16 protein-coding genes and 1 pseudogene are annotated in these 18,696 nt (G+C 63.3%); 10 read left to right on the top strand and 7 right to left on the bottom strand.

The window, feature by feature from the left end; all coding sequences use genetic code 11:
* Positions 1 to 195: 195 nt before the first annotated feature.
* Positions 196 to 978 (bottom strand): annotated as a pseudogene (locus QZ638_RS15260) (pseudouridine synthase); the annotation flags it as partial.
* A 263-nt stretch (positions 979 to 1,241) separates the two neighbouring features.
* On the opposite strand from QZ638_RS15260, the gene QZ638_RS15255 reads away from it, so the two are divergent.
* Positions 1,242 to 1,670, top strand: a complete 429-nt coding sequence (locus QZ638_RS15255; RefSeq protein ID WP_366936247.1) for a nucleoside deaminase — start codon at positions 1,242 to 1,244, stop codon at positions 1,668 to 1,670.
* A 106-nt stretch (positions 1,671 to 1,776) separates the two neighbouring features.
* Here QZ638_RS15255 and QZ638_RS15250 read toward each other — a convergent pair whose 3' ends face one another.
* From QZ638_RS15250 to QZ638_RS15235, 4 genes are all read right to left on the bottom strand, one after another.
* Positions 1,777 to 2,445 (bottom strand): hypothetical protein, encoded by a 669-nt coding sequence (locus QZ638_RS15250; RefSeq protein WP_295812181.1) that lies wholly within the window; start codon positions 2,443 to 2,445, stop codon positions 1,777 to 1,779.
* 200 nt (positions 2,446 to 2,645) lie between these two features.
* Positions 2,646 to 5,669, bottom strand: a complete 3,024-nt coding sequence (ileS, locus tag QZ638_RS15245; RefSeq protein ID WP_295812180.1) for an isoleucine--tRNA ligase — start codon at positions 5,667 to 5,669, stop codon at positions 2,646 to 2,648.
* Positions 5,670 to 5,895: 226 nt separating this feature from the next.
* Positions 5,896 to 6,894, bottom strand: coding sequence for a bifunctional riboflavin kinase/FAD synthetase (locus QZ638_RS15240; RefSeq protein WP_295812179.1), 999 nt, complete (start codon positions 6,892 to 6,894; stop codon positions 5,896 to 5,898).
* A gap of 9 nt (positions 6,895 to 6,903) precedes the next feature.
* The gene (locus tag QZ638_RS15235) at positions 6,904 to 7,764 is read right to left on the bottom strand and encodes a TIGR01459 family HAD-type hydrolase (protein WP_295812185.1); all 861 of its coding nucleotides are present in this window, start codon (positions 7,762 to 7,764) and stop codon (positions 6,904 to 6,906) included.
* A 235-nt stretch (positions 7,765 to 7,999) separates the two neighbouring features.
* Here QZ638_RS15235 and QZ638_RS15230 point away from each other — a divergent pair, with 235 nt between their 5' ends.
* The 4 genes from QZ638_RS15230 (at position 8,000) to hisG (ending at position 13,307) form a co-directional block, all read left to right on the top strand.
* On the top strand, positions 8,000 to 9,928 hold the full coding sequence (locus QZ638_RS15230) for a TadE/TadG family type IV pilus assembly protein (protein ID WP_295812177.1): 1,929 nt from the start codon (positions 8,000 to 8,002) through the stop codon (positions 9,926 to 9,928).
* 93 nt (positions 9,929 to 10,021) lie between these two features.
* Complete coding sequence (hisS, locus tag QZ638_RS15225) at positions 10,022 to 11,488, top strand: histidine--tRNA ligase (RefSeq protein WP_295812173.1); 1,467 nt, start codon at positions 10,022 to 10,024, stop codon at positions 11,486 to 11,488.
* Between the two features lie 2 nt (positions 11,489 to 11,490).
* On the top strand, positions 11,491 to 12,612 hold the full coding sequence (locus QZ638_RS15220; protein WP_295812167.1) for an ATP phosphoribosyltransferase regulatory subunit: 1,122 nt from the start codon (positions 11,491 to 11,493) through the stop codon (positions 12,610 to 12,612).
* Positions 12,609 to 13,307, top strand: a complete 699-nt coding sequence (gene hisG / locus QZ638_RS15215) for an ATP phosphoribosyltransferase (RefSeq protein WP_295812164.1) — start codon at positions 12,609 to 12,611, stop codon at positions 13,305 to 13,307. Before QZ638_RS15220 ends, hisG begins: the two co-directional genes overlap by 4 nt.
* 192 nt (positions 13,308 to 13,499) lie before the next feature.
* Here hisG and QZ638_RS15210 read toward each other — a convergent pair whose 3' ends face one another.
* Positions 13,500 to 14,768 carry a DNA recombination protein RmuC gene (locus QZ638_RS15210; protein WP_295812159.1) on the bottom strand — a complete coding sequence of 423 codons (1,269 nt, stop codon included), beginning with the start codon at positions 14,766 to 14,768 and terminating at the stop codon, positions 13,500 to 13,502.
* 98 nt (positions 14,769 to 14,866) lie between these two features.
* Between QZ638_RS15210 and def the strand changes: the two genes are divergently transcribed.
* From def to truA, 4 genes are all read left to right on the top strand, one after another.
* On the top strand, positions 14,867 to 15,397 hold the full coding sequence (gene def, locus QZ638_RS15205; protein WP_295812157.1) for a peptide deformylase: 531 nt from the start codon (positions 14,867 to 14,869) through the stop codon (positions 15,395 to 15,397).
* A 137-nt stretch (positions 15,398 to 15,534) separates the two neighbouring features.
* The gene (fmt, locus tag QZ638_RS15200) at positions 15,535 to 16,470 is read left to right on the top strand and encodes a methionyl-tRNA formyltransferase (protein ID WP_295812154.1); all 936 of its coding nucleotides are present in this window, start codon (positions 15,535 to 15,537) and stop codon (positions 16,468 to 16,470) included.
* Positions 16,467 to 16,970, top strand: a complete 504-nt coding sequence (locus QZ638_RS15195; RefSeq protein WP_295812153.1) for a GNAT family N-acetyltransferase — start codon at positions 16,467 to 16,469, stop codon at positions 16,968 to 16,970. Before fmt ends, QZ638_RS15195 begins: the two co-directional genes overlap by 4 nt.
* 2 nt (positions 16,971 to 16,972) lie before the next feature.
* Positions 16,973 to 17,716: a tRNA pseudouridine(38-40) synthase TruA gene (gene truA / locus QZ638_RS15190; RefSeq protein WP_295812150.1), complete on the top strand. Its 744-nt coding sequence runs from the start codon at positions 16,973 to 16,975 to the stop codon at positions 17,714 to 17,716.
* A gap of 9 nt (positions 17,717 to 17,725) precedes the next feature.
* On the opposite strand, the gene QZ638_RS15185 is transcribed toward truA, so the two are convergent.
* Entirely contained in the window at positions 17,726 to 18,265 is a 540-nt protein-coding gene (locus QZ638_RS15185) for an Lrp/AsnC family transcriptional regulator (RefSeq protein WP_295812147.1), read from the bottom strand.
* A gap of 51 nt (positions 18,266 to 18,316) precedes the next feature.
* Here QZ638_RS15185 and QZ638_RS15180 point away from each other — a divergent pair.
* Positions 18,317 to 18,696: MFS transporter (locus tag QZ638_RS15180; protein WP_366936246.1), on the top strand; the 380-nt coding region annotated here is incomplete at its 3' end.

Below are 18,696 nucleotides of genomic sequence, written 5' to 3'. Positions count from 1 at the left end.
GACGGCGACGATGCCGATGACGGTAGGGATGTCCATGATTCCTCCCAGGTCCCCCTCACCTGCCAGCCTAGGCGACGGGGCCCTCGTCCGTCAGGACTCCGGCCCGTGCTCGAGCAGCGCGACGAAGGCGGCCTCGTCGAGCACCGGCACGCCGAGCTCCTCGGCCTTGGCCGCCTTGTTGGTGAAGGGCTTGCGCACGGGCGCGTCGAAATTGGCGCCGGCCTTCTCGATCAGCCGCTCGCCGAGTTGATCGCGCAGGGTGCGGCCTTTGACCTCCTGCACCGCGCCCTCGCCCAGCGTTCCAAGTTGGAAAGGCCCGTAGGAAATGCGGATCAGGCGCGTGACCTCGAGGCCAAGAGCGCCGAGCACGTTTTTGACTTCGCGGTTCTTTCCTTCGCGCAGACCGAGTGTCAGCCAGGCATTGCTGCCCTGCTCCCGATCGAGCGTGGCCTCGATGGCGCCGTAGAACACGCCGTCGACGGCAATGCCCTCCTTGAGCCCTTCGAGCGCGGCGGCGTCGACCTTGCCATGAACGCGCACGCGATAGCGGCGCAGCCAGCCGGTATCCGGCAGTTCCAGCGCGCGTGCCAGTCCGCCGTCATTGGTCAGCACCAGAAGTCCTTCGGTGTTGATGTCCAGTCGTCCGACGGTGATGAGACGCGGCAATCCTTCCGGCAGCGCATCGAAGATGGTCTTGCGACCTTCGGGATCGCGGTTGGTGGTCACGACGCCGCCCGGCTTGTGAAAGAGGAAAAGGCGCGTGCGCTCGACAGCCGGAAGAGGCGCGCCGTCAAGGAGAATGCGATCCGAGGCACCGACATTGAAGGCGGGAGAGGAAAGCACCTTGCCATTGACGCTGACCCGGCCGGCCTCAATCATCGCTTCAGCGTCGCGGCGCGAGGCGACGCCCGCGCGCGCCAGACGTTTGGCGATGCGCTCGGCGCCAGGCTTCTCTGTGTCTTTCGGGACCGCGTCCATGCGATGGGCTGGCTTGCGTGGCTTGCTGTCCCGTTTGGTGTCTTTGGGTCGATCTTTCGTCATGACGGCCTTTTGCCCCGGAATTCCGCGACGCATGCTATGCGGCGGTACCGTTCCAGAGTTCTTAAATCAGAGATCGCGTGTCACGAAAATCGATTCCGCTTTCGCACGCAATGCTATAGAGGCGGCTAGGTATCAATTCGCACCGCCAGTTGCGAGCAAAAAGATTGAGCAGACCGACAAAAGCGAAATACACCAGCTTCATGAATGTCGCGCTCGAAGAGGCGCGTCTTGCCGCAGACCGCGGCGAGGTGCCCGTCGGCGCGGTGATCGTTCATGACGGCGCGGTGATCGCACGTGCGGGAAACCACACCCGCGCGTGCAACGATCCCACCGCCCATGCGGAGATCGTGGCGATCCGCGAAGCCTGCCGCAAGCTGGGCTCGGAACGCCTGATCGATGCCGACCTCTATGTAACGCTGGAGCCGTGCGCCATGTGCGCTGGCGCGATCTCCTTCGCGCGTATCCGCCGCCTCTATTTCGGGGCCGGCGACGAGAAAGGTGGGGCCGTGACGAACGGCGCGCGCTTTTTCACTCTGCCAACCTGCCATCATGCACCGGAAATCTATTCCGGCATCGGCGAAGCCGCGGCCTCCGCATTGTTGAAGTCTTTTTTCAAAAAGCAGCGCTAAGGCATTCGATAGTCAGGTGTAATCACCTGCCATCCCATATATCTGAAAAGCAAGAATGTTAAACGAGACAGCGGGCGCTGCAGCCTGCTGCGTCATCAATATCCGTTCAGGAGCCCCAGGGCCAAAGACGGCCAAGATCGAAACCGCCGCCATCCTTTTGTGCTGCACGCTTGGCCGCGCGCGCCTTCTTCGCCTCGTCCTCGCCGAGTTCGCCGACCGGCGCGGTATCGGAGGGTTGACGGTAGTTTACCGGCGGCTCACTCAGATAGCGACGCGTGGTCGGGTTACCCTGTGCGGTCGCGGCACGGCGCTTGATATATTCCTCGCGCTGCTTCTTGGCCATTTCCGGGTTCACGAAACCGTCTTCGCCGCGTGCATTGACGCCGATGTCGCGAACGACGGGGGATTTGTAGAACGGATTGTCCTGATTCTCGGTCGCTTCCGCGCGGACGCGCGCAAGACGCTCTTCCGGAGATTCGGGCCATGCGGGATTTCCGGCCGAGGCGACATCTTCCTGCGGAGGCGGCAGAACCTCGGTGGAGGACGGCATGACAATGCCCGCGCGCGGCTTGTAGTCGATGCGCTGTCTGTCTCTCGGTCCCAGCGAGAGAACGCCGGTGACATCTTCAAGCAATTGCTGATCGGCCGACTTGTCGGTGCCGTAGGTCGGCGAGCCGATGCAACCGGACAGAAAAACGGCCGAGAGACACAATGTGCCCGAAGCCGCAACCATGCGCACGGAACGCCGCGACGTTGTGGTTTCCGATGTCTTCACTGCCACCTCTCTCCCAGAATGCCGCCGGACAGGCAACGCATTCTGCTTGTCGTCCCGTTGTTCTTGACCGTCGGGAAATTCAAACCACGCATGTCGCGCACGAATCCGGCGACAACGTGGCATCCCTAACCCGGCGGCAGTTGTAGCGAAGGCGGCGGCGGGAAGCAATCGGCAGCGCCGAAGCTTCCCCCGTCGACCGTTTACAGGCGCCCCAGCGCCCGCAATTCGTGCAGCGCCGCCGCATCGCGCGCCGACACATCCGGGAAGGCCGGATCGGAACCGACGTCATCGGTGTACCGCCAGGAGCGCGCGCATTTCTCGCCAGTGGCACGCGCGAAGACGACACCGACGCCCGGCACTTCGTCGAGCGTGAAAGCCTCCGCCGGCGGCGCCTCGTGCCGCACGTCGATGCCGCTGGTAATGCAGATTTCGGCCATGTCGCGGTCCGCGATGGCCGCCTGTAGTCCCTCGTCGTTCACGTAAACGACCGGAGCGGCCTCGAGCGAGGAACCGATGGTTTTTTCCTTGCGTTCGATCTCGAGCGCGCCGGTGACGACGCGGCGCACCCGACGGATTTTGCGCCATTTCTCGGCGAGTTCCGCATTGCGCCATTCCTGAGAAACAGCGGGAAACTGCTCCAGGTGAACGGAGCGTGCCTTGGGATGTCGCTCAAGCCAGGCTTCCTCCATCGTGAACGGCAGCATCGGCGCAAGCCAGGTGGCGACGCAGTCGAACAGAGTGCGGACCACCTGAAGGGCGGCCTTGCGGCGCAGGCTCGACGGTGCGTCGCAGTAAAGCGCGTCCTTGCGAACGTCGAAATAGAATGCCGACAGTTCCACGACCATGAAGTCGAGCAACGAGCGGATGATGCGCTTGAAGTCGAAATTGTCGTAGCCCTTGCGCACCAACTCGTCGAGTTCGGCGAGGCGATGGAGCATCAGCCGTTCCAGCTCCGGCATGTCGGCGAAAGGCACGTCCTCGCCGGTGTCGTGGGCGAGTGTGCCGAGCATCCAGCGCGTCGTGTTCCTGAGCTTGCGGTAGGCATCGACATTGGTCTGGATGATCGACTTCCCGAGACGCTGGTCTTCCCAATAGTCGGTCGTGGCGACCCAGAGGCGCAGAATGTCGGCACCTGACTGGTTCATGATGTCCTGCGGCACCACGGTATTGCCGAGCGACTTCGACATCTTGCGCCCGTCCTCGGCCATGGTGAAACCATGGGTGATGACCGTGTCGTAGGGCGCCCTGCCCCGCGTGGCGCAGCTTTCCAGAAGCGAGGAATGGAACCAGCCGCGATGCTGATCGGACCCTTCCAGATAGACGTCGGCGGGCCATTTGAGATCCGGCCGGTCCTCCAGCGTGAAGGTGTGGGTGGAACCGGAATCGAACCAGACGTCGAGAATGTCCATGACCTGGCGCCAGGACTCGCCGGCACGCTCGCCAAGAAAGCGTTCGCGCGCGCCGTCGGCAAACCATGCATCCGCACCCTCGGCCTCGAAGGCTTCGAGGATACGCTGGTTGACGGCGTCGTCCTTCAGCACATTGCCGTCTTCATCGGCGAAGACGCAGATCGGAACGCCCCATGCCCGCTGGCGCGAAAGCACCCAGTCGGGCCGGTCGGCGATCATGGCGCGCAGACGCGCCTGACCGGCAGCGGGCACGAAACGGGTCTCGTCGATGGCCTTGAGGGCACGGGAGCGTAGCGTGTCGGGTTGGTTTGCGCTCACGGCCGCGCGCTCGCTGCGCGAGCTGGCCTCCGCGAGGGCGGGCGAAACATCGCCCGGCGCCCGGTCGGACGCTCGGCCTTCTTCCGGAAGGCCGTAGCCGCCAAGATCCTTGTCCATATAGACGAACCATTGCGGCGTGTTGCGGAAGATGACCGGCTTCTTCGACCGCCAGGAATGCGGGTAGGAGTGTTTCAGACGCCCGCGAGCGAACAGCTTGTCTTCGCCGATCAGCGCCTCGATGACGGCCTTGTTGGCATCGCCCTTCTTGCCCTTGTCGTCGATGACGCGGGCGGGGCCGCCCTCGCGATCGGGACCGAAGCCGGGCGCGTCCTTGGTGAAGTAGCCGGCGTCGTCCACGGTGAAAGGGATGGCCGGATCGATGCCTCGAGATTGAAGATCGCGGGCTGCATCCATCCAGGCGTCGAAGTCCTCACGGCCGTGGCCGGGCGCGGTGTGGACGAAACCCGTACCGGCATCGTCGGTGACGTGATCGCCGGGCAGCAGCGGAACGGTGAATTCATATCCACCGCCAAAGCCCTTGAGCGGATGCGCGCAGACGATGGCGCCGAGTTCGTCGGACGACACGTCACGCAAATGCTTGTATTCCAGCTTCGCCTTGGCGAAGGATTCTTCCGCCAGCGCTTTGGCGAAGACGAGCTTTTCGCCTGCCTGCGGGCCAAAGTCGTTCTCCGCCGCGGTGACCTCGTAGAGCCCATAGGCGATGCGCGCAGAATAGGAGACGGCACGGTTTCCCGGAATCGTCCAGGGTGTGGTGGTCCAGATGACGACGAAGGCGCCAGCAAGGTCCGCCTGTCCATCGATCAGCGGAAATTTCACCCAGATCGTGTCGCTCTCGTGATCGTGATACTCGACCTCCGCCTCGGCCAGCGCCGTGCGCTCGACGACCGACCACATCACCGGCTTGGAGCCGCGATAGAGTTGGCCGGACATGGCGAATTTCAACAGTTCGCCGGCGATCCGCGCCTCGGCGTGGAAGTTCATCGTCGTGTAGGGCTTCTTGAAGTCGCCCTCAATGCCGAGCCGCTGGAACTCTTCCGTCTGAACCTTGATCCAGTGCGCGGCGAAGTCGCGGCATTCCTTGCGGAATTCGTTGACCGGAACCTCGTCCTTGTTCTTGCCCTTGGCGCGGTACTGTTCCTCGATCTTCCATTCGATGGGCAGGCCGTGGCAGTCCCAGCCGGGCACATAATTGGAATCGTAGCCGCGCATCTGGAACGAACGGGTGATGATGTCCTTCAATACCTTGTTCAGCGCGTGGCCGATATGAATGTTGCCATTGGCGTAGGGCGGGCCGTCATGCAGCACGAACTGAGGCCGGCCGGCGGCATCCTCGCGCATCAGACGGTAGAGGTCCATCTCCTGCCAGCGAGAAACGAGCTCGGGCTCTTTCCTGGGAAGACCGGCGCGCATCGGGAACTCGGTCTGCGGCAGGTTGAGGGTTTTGGAATAATCGATCTTTTCGGACGTGTCGGTCATTTTATCGCCGTGAGAAAGGCAAAGCAGCGAAAGGCTTCGCCATAGCCAGTGTCATGAAACGGAAAAAGCGCGTTTGACGCGCGGCAAACCCGGACCTTCCGCGGCACTCAGGCCGCACGGAAGGCCGGGCCAATAATTCGTATGGCAATCGGTATGAAACCGGCGCGTGTCATCATGGGAACGGCTTTTAGCCGAGGCGGGCGCAAGAATAAAGAGGCGATTGGCCTCACACGACAAGGCCGTCGAAAGCGAGTGCAGTGTCGAGGGTGGAATGGGGTTTTACCTCTGCAAGCAGCGCGCGCGCTTCCGCCTCGTCGCGTTTCATCTGGGCGGCCAGCGGATCGAGCCCCTCGAACTTCACCTCGCCGCGCAGGAAGCCGAACAGAGAGACGGAGCAGGTTTCGCCGTAGAGATCGCCGTCGAAATCGAACACGAACGTTTCGAGCAGCGGCGCGCCGTCCTCGGTGACCGTCGGGCGACGACCGAAACTCGCAACGCCGTTGTGGAGGCTGCCATCGGCACGACGAAAGCGCACCGCATAAATGCCGTGACGCAACTCCGTCTCGGGCGGGAGCGCCATATTGGCGGTGGGAAACCCCAGTGTGCGGCCAAGCCTCTGACCGCCGGTCACCGGCGCCTCGACGGTATAGCGATAGCCGAGCAGGCCCGCGGCTTCCGCCACATCCCCCTCGGCCAGCACGCCGCGTATGCGGCTCGATGAAATCACCGCCCCGCCCTCGTCGGAATATGCATCGACCAAGGTCACGCCGAAGCCGTTGTCCTTTCCGGCCTCGGCGAGCAGGTCCGGCGTGCCGCTGCGATTTTTGCCGAAATGGAAATCGAAGCCCGTCACCACGTGGGAGATGCCGAGCCCCTCGACCAGAACGGTTTTGACGAAATCCTGCGGCGACAGACCGGAAAATGCCCGGTCGAAGCGCTGTTCGACCACCGCATCGAAGCCGAGCGTGCCCAGGAGCGCGGCCTTCATGGGGGCCGGCGTGAGGCGAAAAAGCGGGACGTCCGGCCGGAAAACCCGACGCGGATGCGGCTCGAAGGTCAGCACGAGCGCCGGAACGCCTTCGCGCCTGGCGACCTCCAGCGCGGGCTCGAGCACCGATTGATGCCCGCGATGCACGCCGTCGAAATTGCCGATGGCGACCACCCCCCCGCGCAGAGGGGCGGGCAAGTCCGTCAGATCGGCAATGCGTTCGATCGGGCCGGCCACGCGCAACCTCTATTTGAGCCGCGGAATGGCCGCCACGGGATTGTGGCCATGCGTTTCCAGGAACGCTGCAAGGCGCTCGGGCTCTGGTCCCTCACCATTGCCGTATTCGCGCGCATGGATGCCGTCGGTGACGAACAGAACGTCGACGCCGTAGAGGTCCGCGCCTTTTACGTCCGTCAGCACGCCATCGCCGATGGCCAATGCCCTGTCGCGCGCAAGCGGACGCCCCATGACCTCGCCGGCCGCCTTGAACGCCGCCTCATAGATGGGGCGATGCGGTTTGCCCGCAATCAGCGTACGCCCGCCGAGAAGACCGTAATCGCGCGCGAGCGCACCGGCGCACCAGATGTGCCTGTCGCCGCGTTCGACGATGATGTCGGGATTGGCGCAGATGAACGGAAGATCGCGCATTCTGAGGCGCTCGAGCATTTCCGCATAATCCTCGGGCGTCTCGTTCTCGTCGTCGAACAGGCCCGTGCAGACCACGCCGGAAGCCTCGAAATCCTCCACCAGATCCACGTCGATACCCTCGAAGATCGCCTGGTCGCGGTCCGGCCCGATATGAAACAGACGGCGTGGCGCGGTGCGGATCAAATCGCGGGTCACGTCGCCGGAGGTCACCACGCGGTCCCACGCATCCTCCGGCACGCCAAGCACGCCGAGCTGTTCTTCGACACCGGGATGCGGCCGCGGAGAATTGGTGATCAGCACCACGGTCTTCCCCGCCGCGCGGGCCCGTGCGAGCGCGGCGCAAGCGTCCCGATAAGCGCTCACGCCGTTGTGCACGACCCCCCACACATCGCAAAGGAGCGCATCGTAGGGGGCGGTGAGTTTGTCGAGCGTGTCGATAATCTGCGGTGCTTGGGGCATGGGCGAACGGTTCGTCTCAAGCATTGGAGGGTCCGGTGAAAGGGGCACAGGCCGGGAATTATCGGAAGCGGGCTTCACTGTCACCCCGGTTTTATCGCCGCAGCGCGTGTCCGTACGATTCGAGCGTTCCGGTTAACGCCATGAGAACCACAAATACATACGCGATCGCGCCGGTTACATCGGATTAAGCAATCTCCGCGATTTTTGGCCCAGCACTGCAATTGGGGTGGCACAAATGCTCAGAAAATTCGTGCAGGACCGTCGCGGCAACTTTGCCATGATGACGGCGCTGGTGATGGCGCCGATCATGGGCGTGGCCGCGCTCGTGGTTGATTACAGCCAGGTTACGCGACAGAGGCAGATGACGCTGAATGCGCTGGACGCGGCGGGCATCGCGACTGCAAGATACCTCACCCAGGGCGCCACGGATGAGGAAGCCGAGGTCTATGCGCGAGATTTCTTCGAAGCCAATCTCGGCGGTGTCAGACCGGAGAATGCAAAACTTCTCATCACCCTGCCCAACCAGAACACCGGCGGTGGAACGCTGAAACTGGAAGCGGAGCTGAAATACGCGCCGATCTTCTATCCCGTGTTCCAGAAGCTTCGCGGCGAAAACCCGGAAGCCGAGACGAAGATCGACTTCCGCGCGCAGAGCGAAGTGCGGCTCAAGAACACGCTGGAAGTGGCCCTCGTCCTCGATAACTCCGGTTCTATGGATTACAGAGCGACCGGTTCCTATGAAAAACGCCTTGCGATTCTTAAGAAGGCGGCGAAGGAGTTGGTCAAAACCATCGCCGCGGAAGGCGCGCAGATGAAGCAGATCCAGAAACCGGTGCAGTTCGGCGTGGTGCCCTTCGCTGCCTCGGTCAATGTCGGCGCGAACAATGCCGATGCGAACTGGATGGACACAGACGGAAGCTCGCCCATTCACCACGAGAATTTCGACTGGTCCACCATGAAGGCCGCGAATTCTCAGATGCGCGTCGAAACAAGCGGCGGCGTCTATTACAAACGCGGCAGTGCCTGGGGCGACGCCGAGGGGCAGAAGGTGACCCGCTTCACGCTGTATGACGAGATGGAGCGGATTACGGGCTCGTCATCCGACTGGAATTACGAATGCACGAAGTATTGGAACAATGGTTCGTGCCGGAAACATGAATGGGTCGAGACCAAATCCTACACTTACGGCAGCTTTACGAGCTGGGGTGGCTGCGTGGAGATGCGGCCCTACCCTCTCAACATCAACGACGATCCCGCTGATCGCGGCAAGCCGGCGACGCTGTTCGTGCCCATGTTCGCGCCCGATGAAACGGATCAGACCGACCACAGTTGGCGTCCGGCGAACAACAATTGGTGGGACGACTTTACCGGCGGCTCGACAACGGCAGCCGATGACCAGGCGTATATGCCCAAATATTTCAAACCCTTTGAAACCCGTGCCATGGGAATGGACGAGGGTCCGAATGCAAGCTGCAGCACGAAAGCCATCACGCCGCTCACCGATGTCGGCCGGCCGGAGGGGCTTTCGGAAATCGACACCGCCATCGACGCGATGGAAGCCAATGGCGCGACCAATGTGACCGAAGGGCTGGCCTGGGGCTGGCGCGTGGTCTCGGGCCGGGCACCCTTTACCGAAGGCCGCCCGGACACCGAGAAGGGCAACGACAAGGTCGTCATCGTTCTGACGGATGGAGCCAACACATATTATACGCCCACCAGCATTACCGCTCAGAGCTATTCGGGAACCTACTACCGCTCGGGCGGCAACGACCTTGCCGGCGCCAAATCGGTCTATTCCAACTATGGTTATGTGCGAAACCGGGACGGTGAGAGCCGTCTTTTCGAAGGAGCCGACGGCGTAAGCGAGCACAATTACTCCAACGGCAACTACTCGGCCGCCATGACCAGCCATATGAGCGCAATCTGCGAGAACGCGAAGTCCGACAACATCATCGTGATGACGGTTGCGCTCGACCTCGACAGCCGTGACAACACCGAGAAAAAGCAGATCGACGCGCTGAAGGCCTGCGCCTCCGACTCGCGCACCCGCAAGGACGGCAACGGCAAGCCGGTGAAGCTCTTCTGGAACGCCACGGGCGGCGATCTGGACGATGCCTTCAAGGCCATTGGCGACGAGCTTTCCAACCTGCGCATCGTCGGCTGAGCCGCACGGCCTTGCCGCTTCGGCCATGATCGGCTAGGACAGCCGCGCCCCTTTCAGGGCGCGGTTTTCTTCATTTCAAGAACGGATTTCGACATGGCGAAAAAGGCTGACAAGACCCGGGCGAAGCTCCCACGCGGCTTTGTCGACCGCCATGCAAGCGACATTCGCGCCATAGAAGAGATGAATGCCAAGATCCGCGAAGTCTATGAGCGCTATGGCTTCGACCCGGTCGAGACCCCGATCTTCGAATACACCGATGCGCTCGGAAAATTCCTGCCCGATCAGGACCGGCCCAACGAAGGCGTGTTCTCCGTACAGGACGATGACGAGCAGTGGCTTTCGCTACGCTATGACTTGACCGCGCCGCTGGCGCGGCATGTGGCCGAGAATTTCAACGACATCCAGCTTCCCTACCGCACCTACCGGGCCGGCTATGTGTTCCGCAACGAAAAGCCGGGACCGGGCCGTTTCCGCCAGTTCATGCAGTTCGACGCCGACACGGTGGGCGCGCCCGGCGTGGCCGCCGATGCCGAGATGTGCATGATGATGGCCGATGTGATGGAAGCGCTGGGCATTGCCCGCGGCGACTATGTGATCCGCGTCAACAACCGCAAGGTGCTCGACGGCGTGATGGAGGCCATCGGCGTGTCCGACGATGCGCAGAAGCTCACTGTTTTGCGCGCCATCGACAAGCTGGACAAGTTCGGACCGGAAGGCGTGAAGCTCCTTCTGGGCGAAGGCCGCTGGGACGGTGGCAAGGAAGGCGAAGGCGACTTCACGAAGGGTGCAGGGCTTGACGCGGCGAACGCCCAGATCGTGCTGGACTATGTCGACGGAAAGGCCGACGCGCTCGCCAATGAGACATTTCAGGCGGGAGCCGGCGAACTGGCGCAGATCGAGAGCCTGTGCCGTGCCGCCGGTTATGACACCCACCGCATCAAGATCGATCCTTCCGTCGTACGCGGCCTCGAATATTACACCGGCCCCGTTTTCGAGGCCGAGCTGACCGCCGAAATCCCCAATGAGAAGGGCGAGATCGTGCGCTTCGGTTCCGTTGGCGGTGGCGGGCGCTATGACGGGCTCGTTTCGCGCTTCCGTGGCCAGCCGGTTCCGGCGACGGGCTTTTCCATCGGCGTGTCGCGCCTGATGGCGGCCTTGAAAAACCTCGGCAAGCTCGGTCAGGATCCCGTCCTGCCGCCGGTCCTCATCACCGTCATGGACGGCGACACGGAGGCGATGGCGAAATACCAGCAGTTCACGCAGGCGCTGCGCGCTGCCGGCATTCGCGCCGAGATGTATCAGGGCAACTGGAAGAAGTTCGGCAATCAGCTCAAATATGCCGACCGGCGCGGTTCGCCGCTGGCCATTATTCAGGGCGCGGATGAGCGCGCCAATGGCGAGGTGCAGATAAAGGACCTGATCGAGGGCAAGAAACTCTCCGCCGAAATCGAAAGCAATGAGGAATGGCGCGAGGCGCGCGTGGCGCAGTTGACCGTCAGCGAAGGCGAGTTGGTGGAGACGGTGCGCAAGGTGCTTGCGACACAGGCCGAAGCATCCTGATCATGACCCTGCGCGGACCTGCCTTCACCGACGAGATCGTCGCGCTCTTTTCTGAACGCGGTGCGGCGCTGACCGACATCGCCATCATCCAGCCGGCCGACCCGTTTCTGGATATGGCGGGCGAGGATTTGCGCCGCCGCATCTTCCTGACGGAGAGCGAGACCGGCGCCAATCTGTGCCTCCGGCCGGAATTCACCATTCCCGTCTGCCGCGACCACATCGAGAAACGCGCCGCCACACCGCAGCGCTATGCCTATCTGGGTGAAGTGTTCCGCCAGCAGCGCGAAGGCGGGGCGGAGTTCTTTCAGGCCGGCATCGAGGACCTTGGTGCGAGCGACCGCGCCGGCGCGGATGCGCGCTCGTTGGCCGATGCTTATGCGCTTCTGGCGCGTGTTCTGCCCGATAAGACGCTGTCCGTCATGCTTGGCGATCAGGCGGTCTTCGAGGCGGTGCTTTCGGCCCTTGGTCTGCCGCGCGGCTGGCAGATGCGCCTGACCCGCGCTTTCGGCTCGCAAAAACTCCTGCAGGCGGCACTCGACGACCTTGCCAATCCACAAGGTACGGCCAATCTGCCGCGTGCGGTTGCCGGTCTGGTGGCGCGCGGCGATGAGGCGGCCCTTGCCGGACATGTCGGCACAGTGATGGAAGAGACCGGGCTTTCGCCCTCTGCCGGGCGCACGCCGGAGGAAATCGCCCGCCGGCTGATCGAGAAGGCGGAACTGCGCAGCGTGCGGCTGACCGACGCGGCAATGAGCGCGCTGAAAGCGTTCGTTGCCATGCGCGTGCCGTTTGCCGAGGCGGGCGAGCGTCTTTCTGCCTTCGCCGCCGAAAACGGCCTCATTCTGGACGACGCGCTCGAGACCTTCGCGGCGCGCGCGGAGCGGATCGGCAGCGAGGGTCTGCCGCTCGACGCGTTCACCTATGACGCCGGCTTTGGCCGTCCGCTCGATTATTACACCGGCTTCGTGTTCGAGATCGCCGCTGCCGATGGCGGGCGGGTGCTGGCCGGCGGCGGGCGCTATGACCGGCTCCTGACGCTTCTGGGCGCGGAGACCCCCATTCCCGGCGTCGGCTTTTCCATCTGGCTCGACCGCGTTGCGGCATTGAGGGAGACGGCGGCATGAGCATAACCCTCGCCCTGCCCTCCAAGGGCCGTCTCAAGGAAAACGCGCTGGCACAGCTCGAAAAGGCCGGCCTCACCGTACATCTGCCGGAAAACGACCGGCGCTACCGCGCCACGCTGGAAGGCGTGGAGGGCGTCGAGATCGCCTTTCTCTCGGCATCCGAAATCGCGCGCGAACTGGAGCGCGGCACGGTCGACCTGGGCGTGACCGGCGAGGATCTGGTGCGTGAAACCATTCCCGATTGGGAACGCAAGGTGGCGATCGCCGCGCGGCTGGGCTTTGGCCGGGCCGATGTGGTGGTTGCGGTGCCGGAGGTCTGGTTCGACGTGGCCACCATGGCGGATCTCGACGATGTGGCCGCCGATTTCCGCCACCGGCACGGACGCCGCCTGCGCATCGCCACGAAATACTGGCGGCTCACGCAGCAGTTCTTCTCCCAGAAACACGGCATTCAGGTCTACCGCATCGTGGAAAGCCTCGGTGCGACCGAAGGTGCACCCGCGGCGGGGTCTGCGGATGTGATCGTCGATATCACCTCGACGGGATCGACGCTCACCGCCAATCACCTGAAGGTTCTCGACGATGGCGTGATCCTTCGATCCGAAGCCTGCCTGGTGGCAGCGCTCAGGGAACGGTCGGCAACGGATACCACCGCGCTAGAGGCGCTGACGGCGCGTTTTTCCAGCCAGGATTGACGCCGTCCAGAACGCCCCCACCGCCGCAAGGGGAAACACCGCGACCAAGCAGAAGAATGCGATGCATCGATCTGCGATCGCAGGAGATAGGGCAGCCCGCCGTCAGCGACGTACCGCTCATGCCCCGCTCCCCATATCCTCCATCGGTGGCCGCGCCGACCGGGTCGGAGGCCGACGCTGCCAGAGTTCGAATTATTCATCCACAACACGCAGCCGAAGCTGGCCGGAACCCGGCCCCCCCTCGCCGTCAGGCTTTTTCGGTGCAAGGCGATTGTCGCCGCCGCCAGATTTCTCGGCCTCGCCCGCCCCAAGCTCCAGCGCCTCGATCCTGGCGCCGCGTTTGGTAACCTTGTCGGTCGAGGTCAGAATCATGTCGACGTCCTTGTTCGCCTGCATGAAATGGGTCTGCAACTTGCGCACCCGGTCGTCGAGCCGGCCGACATCCTGCATCAGCCGAACCACTTCGGCCTGGATAAGATGTGCCTGTTCGCGCATGCGCGCATCCTTGAGCACGGCCTGAATCACCTGGATTGAGAGCATCAACAGCGAGGGAGAGACGATGACCACACGTGCCCGGTGCGCGCGCTGGACGAGGTTTTCGAAATTCTCGTGGATCTCGGCGAAGATCGATTCCGAGGGCACGAACATGAACGCCGTGTCCTGCGTTTCGCCGGTCAGGAGATACTTTTCCGAGATTGCCTTGATGTGCACCTCGACGTCGCGCCGAAACGCCGATTCGGCCGTCTTGCGGGCCTCGGGGCCGCCGCCCTCCTCCTCGGATGCCGCGCGGATGGCGTTCCACGCCTCGAGCGGAAACTTAGCATCGATCACCAGGGACGGCGCGTCGTTGGGCATCTTGACCACACAGTCGGGCCGGCTGCCATTGGAGAGCGTGGCCTGGAACTCATAAGCCGTGTGCGGCAATCCATCGGCGATGATCGCCTCCATGCGCGACTGGCCGAAGGCGCCGCGCGTCTGCTTGTTGGAGAGGATTTGCTGAAGCTGCACCACCTGACCGGCAAGCGACTGGATGTTGTTCTGCGCCGTGTCGATGACCGCCAATCGCTCTTGCAGCTTGGCGAGGTTTTCATGCGTCGACTTGGTCTGCTCGGTAATCGACTGGCCAAGCCGCGAACTCATGCCGTCGAGCCTGTCCGACAAGGCCTTGGTCAATTCCGCCTGCCGGCTGCCGAACACTTCGGCAATCGATCCCATACGCCCCTGAAGCTCGGCCTGCGCCTTGGTGAGTTCGGCCATGCGCGCTTCGGCCTCGCGGGCATGCTCGGCAGCCTCGGCGGCAGCCACGGCGCGGGCGCGCGCCGCGCGCCAGAGCCCGGTGACCAACACCGCCATCAATATCAAAAGCAGACAGCCACCGGCGAGAAGAAGCTGGCCGAGCGTGAAGGTGCTCGCGCCAAGCTGCGCCACGGGCGCGGAAAAAATGTCGGACATCTCGTTCATCGGCAGCACTTTAGACGATTCGTGATGACACCATAAGACCAAAACGTGAACAAGCGTTCTGTATTGACCTTCTCCCGGACAGGGCTTACCTGACTGCCATGACCATTCGACCGCTTGTCCTTCTTCCCGACCCGATCCTGCGCGAGACCTCCAATCCGGTGGAGCGCTTCGACGATCAGTTGCGCACATTCGCCGACGACATGCTGGCGACCATGTACGACGCGCCGGGCATCGGCCTTGCCGCCATTCAGGTCGGCGAGCCCCTGCGCATGCTGGTGATCGACGTTGCGGACAAGGACGAGGAGCCGGCGCCGCTGGTGGTCGTAAACCCCGAGATCGTCGCCAGCACCGATGCGCGCAACGTGCATGAGGAAGGGTGTCTTTCCATTCCCGATTATTATGCGGAGGTGGAGCGGCCGGCGGGTGTGACAGTCAGCTATTTCGATCTGGACGGCAAGCAGCAAACGATGGAGGCCGACGGCCTGCTCGCCACCTGCCTGCAGCACGAGATCGACCACCTGAACGGCGTCCTGTTCATCGACTATCTGTCGAAACTCAAACGCGACATGGTGGTGCGCAAGTTCAAAAAGCTTGCCAAGGATCGCCCGCCCGCGCGGATGGTCGGGTAATGGGTAAAGCCGGCCTTCCCGGCCTGGCGAACCATTTCGGCGTGCGGGGCTTGACGTCTGCCCGTTAAATTCGTTTCAAGCAGCGGCATGAGCGCCTGCGCGCGCTTTTCGCTTATCGGACGCATCGGAAACGCGGCATGGCACTTCGTCTCATTTTCATGGGCACCCCGGACTTTTCGGTCGCCACCCTTCAGGCCCTGGCGGAGGCCGGACACGAGATCGTGGCCGTTTACTCCCAGCCGCCACGGCCCGCCGGGCGGCGCGGGCTCGAGATGACGAAGTCGCCCGTGCATCAAGCCGCCGAAGCGCTCGGCATCCATGTGCGCACGCCGAAATCGCTGAAGAGCGAAGAAGAGCAGGCCGCCTTCCGCGCCCTCGATGCGGATGCGGCCATCGTCGTCGCCTATGGCCTGCTTCTGCCCAAACCCATACTGGAAGGCACACGCCTTGGCTGCTTCAACGGCCATGCATCGCTTCTGCCGCGCTGGCGCGGCGCGGCGCCGATCCAGCGCGCGATTATGGCCGGCGACATCGAAACCGGCATGATGGTGATGCAGATGGACGAGGGGTTGGATACCGGCCCGGTCGCCTTGACGCAACGCCTCGCCATCGGCCCCGACATGACCGGCGGCGAACTGCATGACGCGATGAAAGAGATGGGTGCGTCATTGATGGTCGAGGCGATGGACGCGCTGGAGAAAGGCACGCTCGAACTCACCCCACAGCCCGAAGACGGGACAACCTACGCCAAAAAGATTCTGAAGGACGAAACGCGCGTCGACTGGTCCCGCCCTGCACGCGAGGTTCACGATCACATTCGCGGGCTCTCGCCCTTCCCCGGCGCGTGGTGCGAAATGCAGTTCGGCAGCAAGCCGGAACGCGTAAAGCTGCTGCGCGCCCAACCGGTCGACGGCGAGGGTGCGCCGGGTGCAGCACTGGACGACGCGCTGACGATTGCCTGCGGCGATGGCGCGGTGCGGCTGACTGAAGTGCAGCGCGCCGGCGGCAAACCGATGCAGGCTCTGGACTTCCTGCGCGGCGCGAAGCTTGAAAAGGGAACCGTGCTCCCATGAACGCCATCACCATTCGTCCCGAGACCGCGGCCGACCGCGATACGGTTCATGCCCTGCTGACCGCTGCCTTTGAAGGCGACGGCGAAGCGGGACTCGTCCGGGCGCTGCATGCGGCGGGCGATGTGGTTCTCGCGCTCGTCGCCGAGTTCGAGGGAGCGGTATGCGGCCATGTGCTCTTTTCACGCCTCAATGTCGAGAACGGCGACAAGAGTTCCCCGGCAGTTGCGCTGGCGCCGCTTGCCGTATTGCCCGCTCGGCAGAGGCGGGGCATTGGCGCGCAACTGGTCGAGGAGGCGCACCGGCAGCTCAAGACCACCGGCGAAACACTTTCCGTGGTGTTGGGCGAACCGTCCTACTACCGGCGCTTCGGCTACACGCGCAACGATGCCGCGGGTTTCGAAAGCGAGTATCAATGCGACGCGTTACAGGCCGTGCGGTGGGGCGATGCGGTGCCCAGAACCGGACGGCTGGTCTATGCACCGGCCTTCGGCGGGCTGTGACCATGGCGCGTTTTCGCATCGACATCGAGTACGATGGCGGCCCCTATTTCGGCTGGCAGCGCCAGGCAAAGCATCACTCCGTTCAAGCCGCGCTGGAAACGGCGATTGCCGCGTTCTCCGGCGAAGCGGTGACGCTGTTCGGTGCGGGGCGCACCGACACCGGCGTGCACGCACTGGCGCAGGTGGCCCATTTCGACCTGTCGCGCGAATGGTCTGCCCGCACCGTGCAGAACGCCACCAATGCGCGTCTGGCAATGGCCAAGGAAACCGTGGCCGTGATCGAGACGACGCAGGTGCCCGGCGATTTCGACGCGCGCTTTTCCGCCAGGGCGCGCCACTATCTCTACCGCATTCACAACCGCCGCCCGCCCTTGACGGTTGACCGTGCGCATGCCTGGCATGTCTCCGCGCCGCTCGATGTGGACGCCATGAACGAAGCGGCACAACGGCTGATCGGCACGCATGACTTCACCACGTTCCGCGCCGCCCAGTGCCAGGCCAAAAGTCCGATCAAGACGCTTGAAAAGCTGGACGTGACGCGCAACGGCGAATTTGTGGAAATCCGCGCCTCGGCGCGTTCATTTCTGCACAACCAGGTCCGCTCCTTTGCCGGAACGCTGAAGCGCGTGGGGGAAGGCGGCTGGGACGCCGACGCGGTAACGCGGGCGCTGGAAGCGCGCGACCGCAAGGCTTGCGGCCCGGTCGCCCCGCCGCACGGGCTCTATCTGACCCGTGTCGACTATTAGGATGAGATTTTAGACAATCTCCGCAGGGCGTGCAGCTTTAGGCACCGGCCAGGACGGTGTGACGCCAGGCTGCGGCGGCCGTTCCAGATAGGTGGAAAGCACCACATAGCTGCGTGTCGCCTTGACGCCGGGGGTATCGTAGAGTCGCGCAAGCAACCCCTCCAACGCACGCGTCGAAGCGGCCCGTACCTTCAAAAGCATGCATGCATCTCCCGCCACCGAATGCACCTCTTCCACCTCCGGGCACTCGGCGATCGCCATCAATGCCGGCGTCTTTCCCCACCCGCTCGTGTCGACATGAATAAAGGCGAGCAGCCCCTTGCCCACGGCGGAGGGGTCGATGAGCGCCGCCATTCGGCGGATCGCTCCGCTTTTCTTGAGGCGTTTCACACGTTCATGCGCGGCCGGCGCGGAAAGACCGACCCGCTTGCCCAGTTCGGCATAACTGACCGTCGCGTCCTCGACCAGAACGGCTAATATTTTTCGGTCCATCGGGTCGAGTTGCTGGGTCGCGGCCGCCAGCGAACGAATGTCATCTGTTTCTTCCATAATTCGGCTTTTACCAGTTGATGCTTAATGGTGTTCGGCCATTATGCCTTAATGTCGAAGATCAATCAAACACCCGCCGATGATGTTCTAACGCTGGCATCGGATTTGCGCATCCCTCCGGTCGTCTTTCTCTTGACCGGCTGCGTCGCCGTGATCGGCTGCAATTCGCTCGTCTTGTCGCCGATCGCGCCGGAGGTTTCCCGCTCGCTCGGCGCGTCTGTACAGGGCGTAATGATCGGCTCGGCCGCATTCGGACTGGGCACGGCAGGCAGCGCCCTCTTCCTGGCACGCCACATCGACCGCTTCGGCGCATGGCGGATGTTGCGGCTGGCCTTCGGGGCGCTGGCTGTTGCGCTCGGCATCAGCGCGGCTGCGCCTTTTCTCGCCATCCTGGTGGCGGCGCAATTTGTGGCGGGTCTTGCCGCAGGCCT

The sequence above is a fragment of the uncultured Nitratireductor sp. genome (genome assembly GCF_913053745.1).
Taxonomy (GTDB): Bacteria; Pseudomonadota; Alphaproteobacteria; order Rhizobiales; family Rhizobiaceae; genus Nitratireductor.
This window is presented reverse-complemented; position numbering and strand designations above follow the sequence as displayed.

What these genes read in the sequence shown, in the direction of transcription:
- QZ638_RS15185 (WP_295812147.1), bottom strand. Translation starts at nt 18,265, where the DNA reads ATGGAAGAAACAGATGACATTCGTTCGCTGGCGGCCGCGACCCAGCAA.
- hisS (WP_295812173.1), top strand. Translation starts at nt 10,022, where the DNA reads ATGGCGAAAAAGGCTGACAAGACCCGGGCGAAGCTCCCACGCGGCTTT.
- QZ638_RS15230 (WP_295812177.1), top strand. Translation starts at nt 8,000, where the DNA reads ATGCTCAGAAAATTCGTGCAGGACCGTCGCGGCAACTTTGCCATGATG.
- QZ638_RS15210 (WP_295812159.1), bottom strand. Translation starts at nt 14,768, where the DNA reads ATGAACGAGATGTCCGACATTTTTTCCGCGCCCGTGGCGCAGCTTGGC.
- QZ638_RS15255 (WP_366936247.1), top strand. Translation starts at nt 1,242, where the DNA reads ATGAATGTCGCGCTCGAAGAGGCGCGTCTTGCCGCAGACCGCGGCGAG.
- hisG (WP_295812164.1), top strand. Translation starts at nt 12,609, where the DNA reads ATGAGCATAACCCTCGCCCTGCCCTCCAAGGGCCGTCTCAAGGAAAAC.
- fmt (WP_295812154.1), top strand. Translation starts at nt 15,535, where the DNA reads ATGGCACTTCGTCTCATTTTCATGGGCACCCCGGACTTTTCGGTCGCC.
- ileS (WP_295812180.1), bottom strand. Translation starts at nt 5,669, where the DNA reads ATGACCGACACGTCCGAAAAGATCGATTATTCCAAAACCCTCAACCTG.
- truA (WP_295812150.1), top strand. Translation starts at nt 16,973, where the DNA reads ATGGCGCGTTTTCGCATCGACATCGAGTACGATGGCGGCCCCTATTTC.
- QZ638_RS15195 (WP_295812153.1), top strand. Translation starts at nt 16,467, where the DNA reads ATGAACGCCATCACCATTCGTCCCGAGACCGCGGCCGACCGCGATACG.
- QZ638_RS15220 (WP_295812167.1), top strand. Translation starts at nt 11,491, where the DNA reads ATGACCCTGCGCGGACCTGCCTTCACCGACGAGATCGTCGCGCTCTTT.
- QZ638_RS15235 (WP_295812185.1), bottom strand. Translation starts at nt 7,764, where the DNA reads ATGCCCCAAGCACCGCAGATTATCGACACGCTCGACAAACTCACCGCC.
- def (WP_295812157.1), top strand. Translation starts at nt 14,867, where the DNA reads ATGACCATTCGACCGCTTGTCCTTCTTCCCGACCCGATCCTGCGCGAG.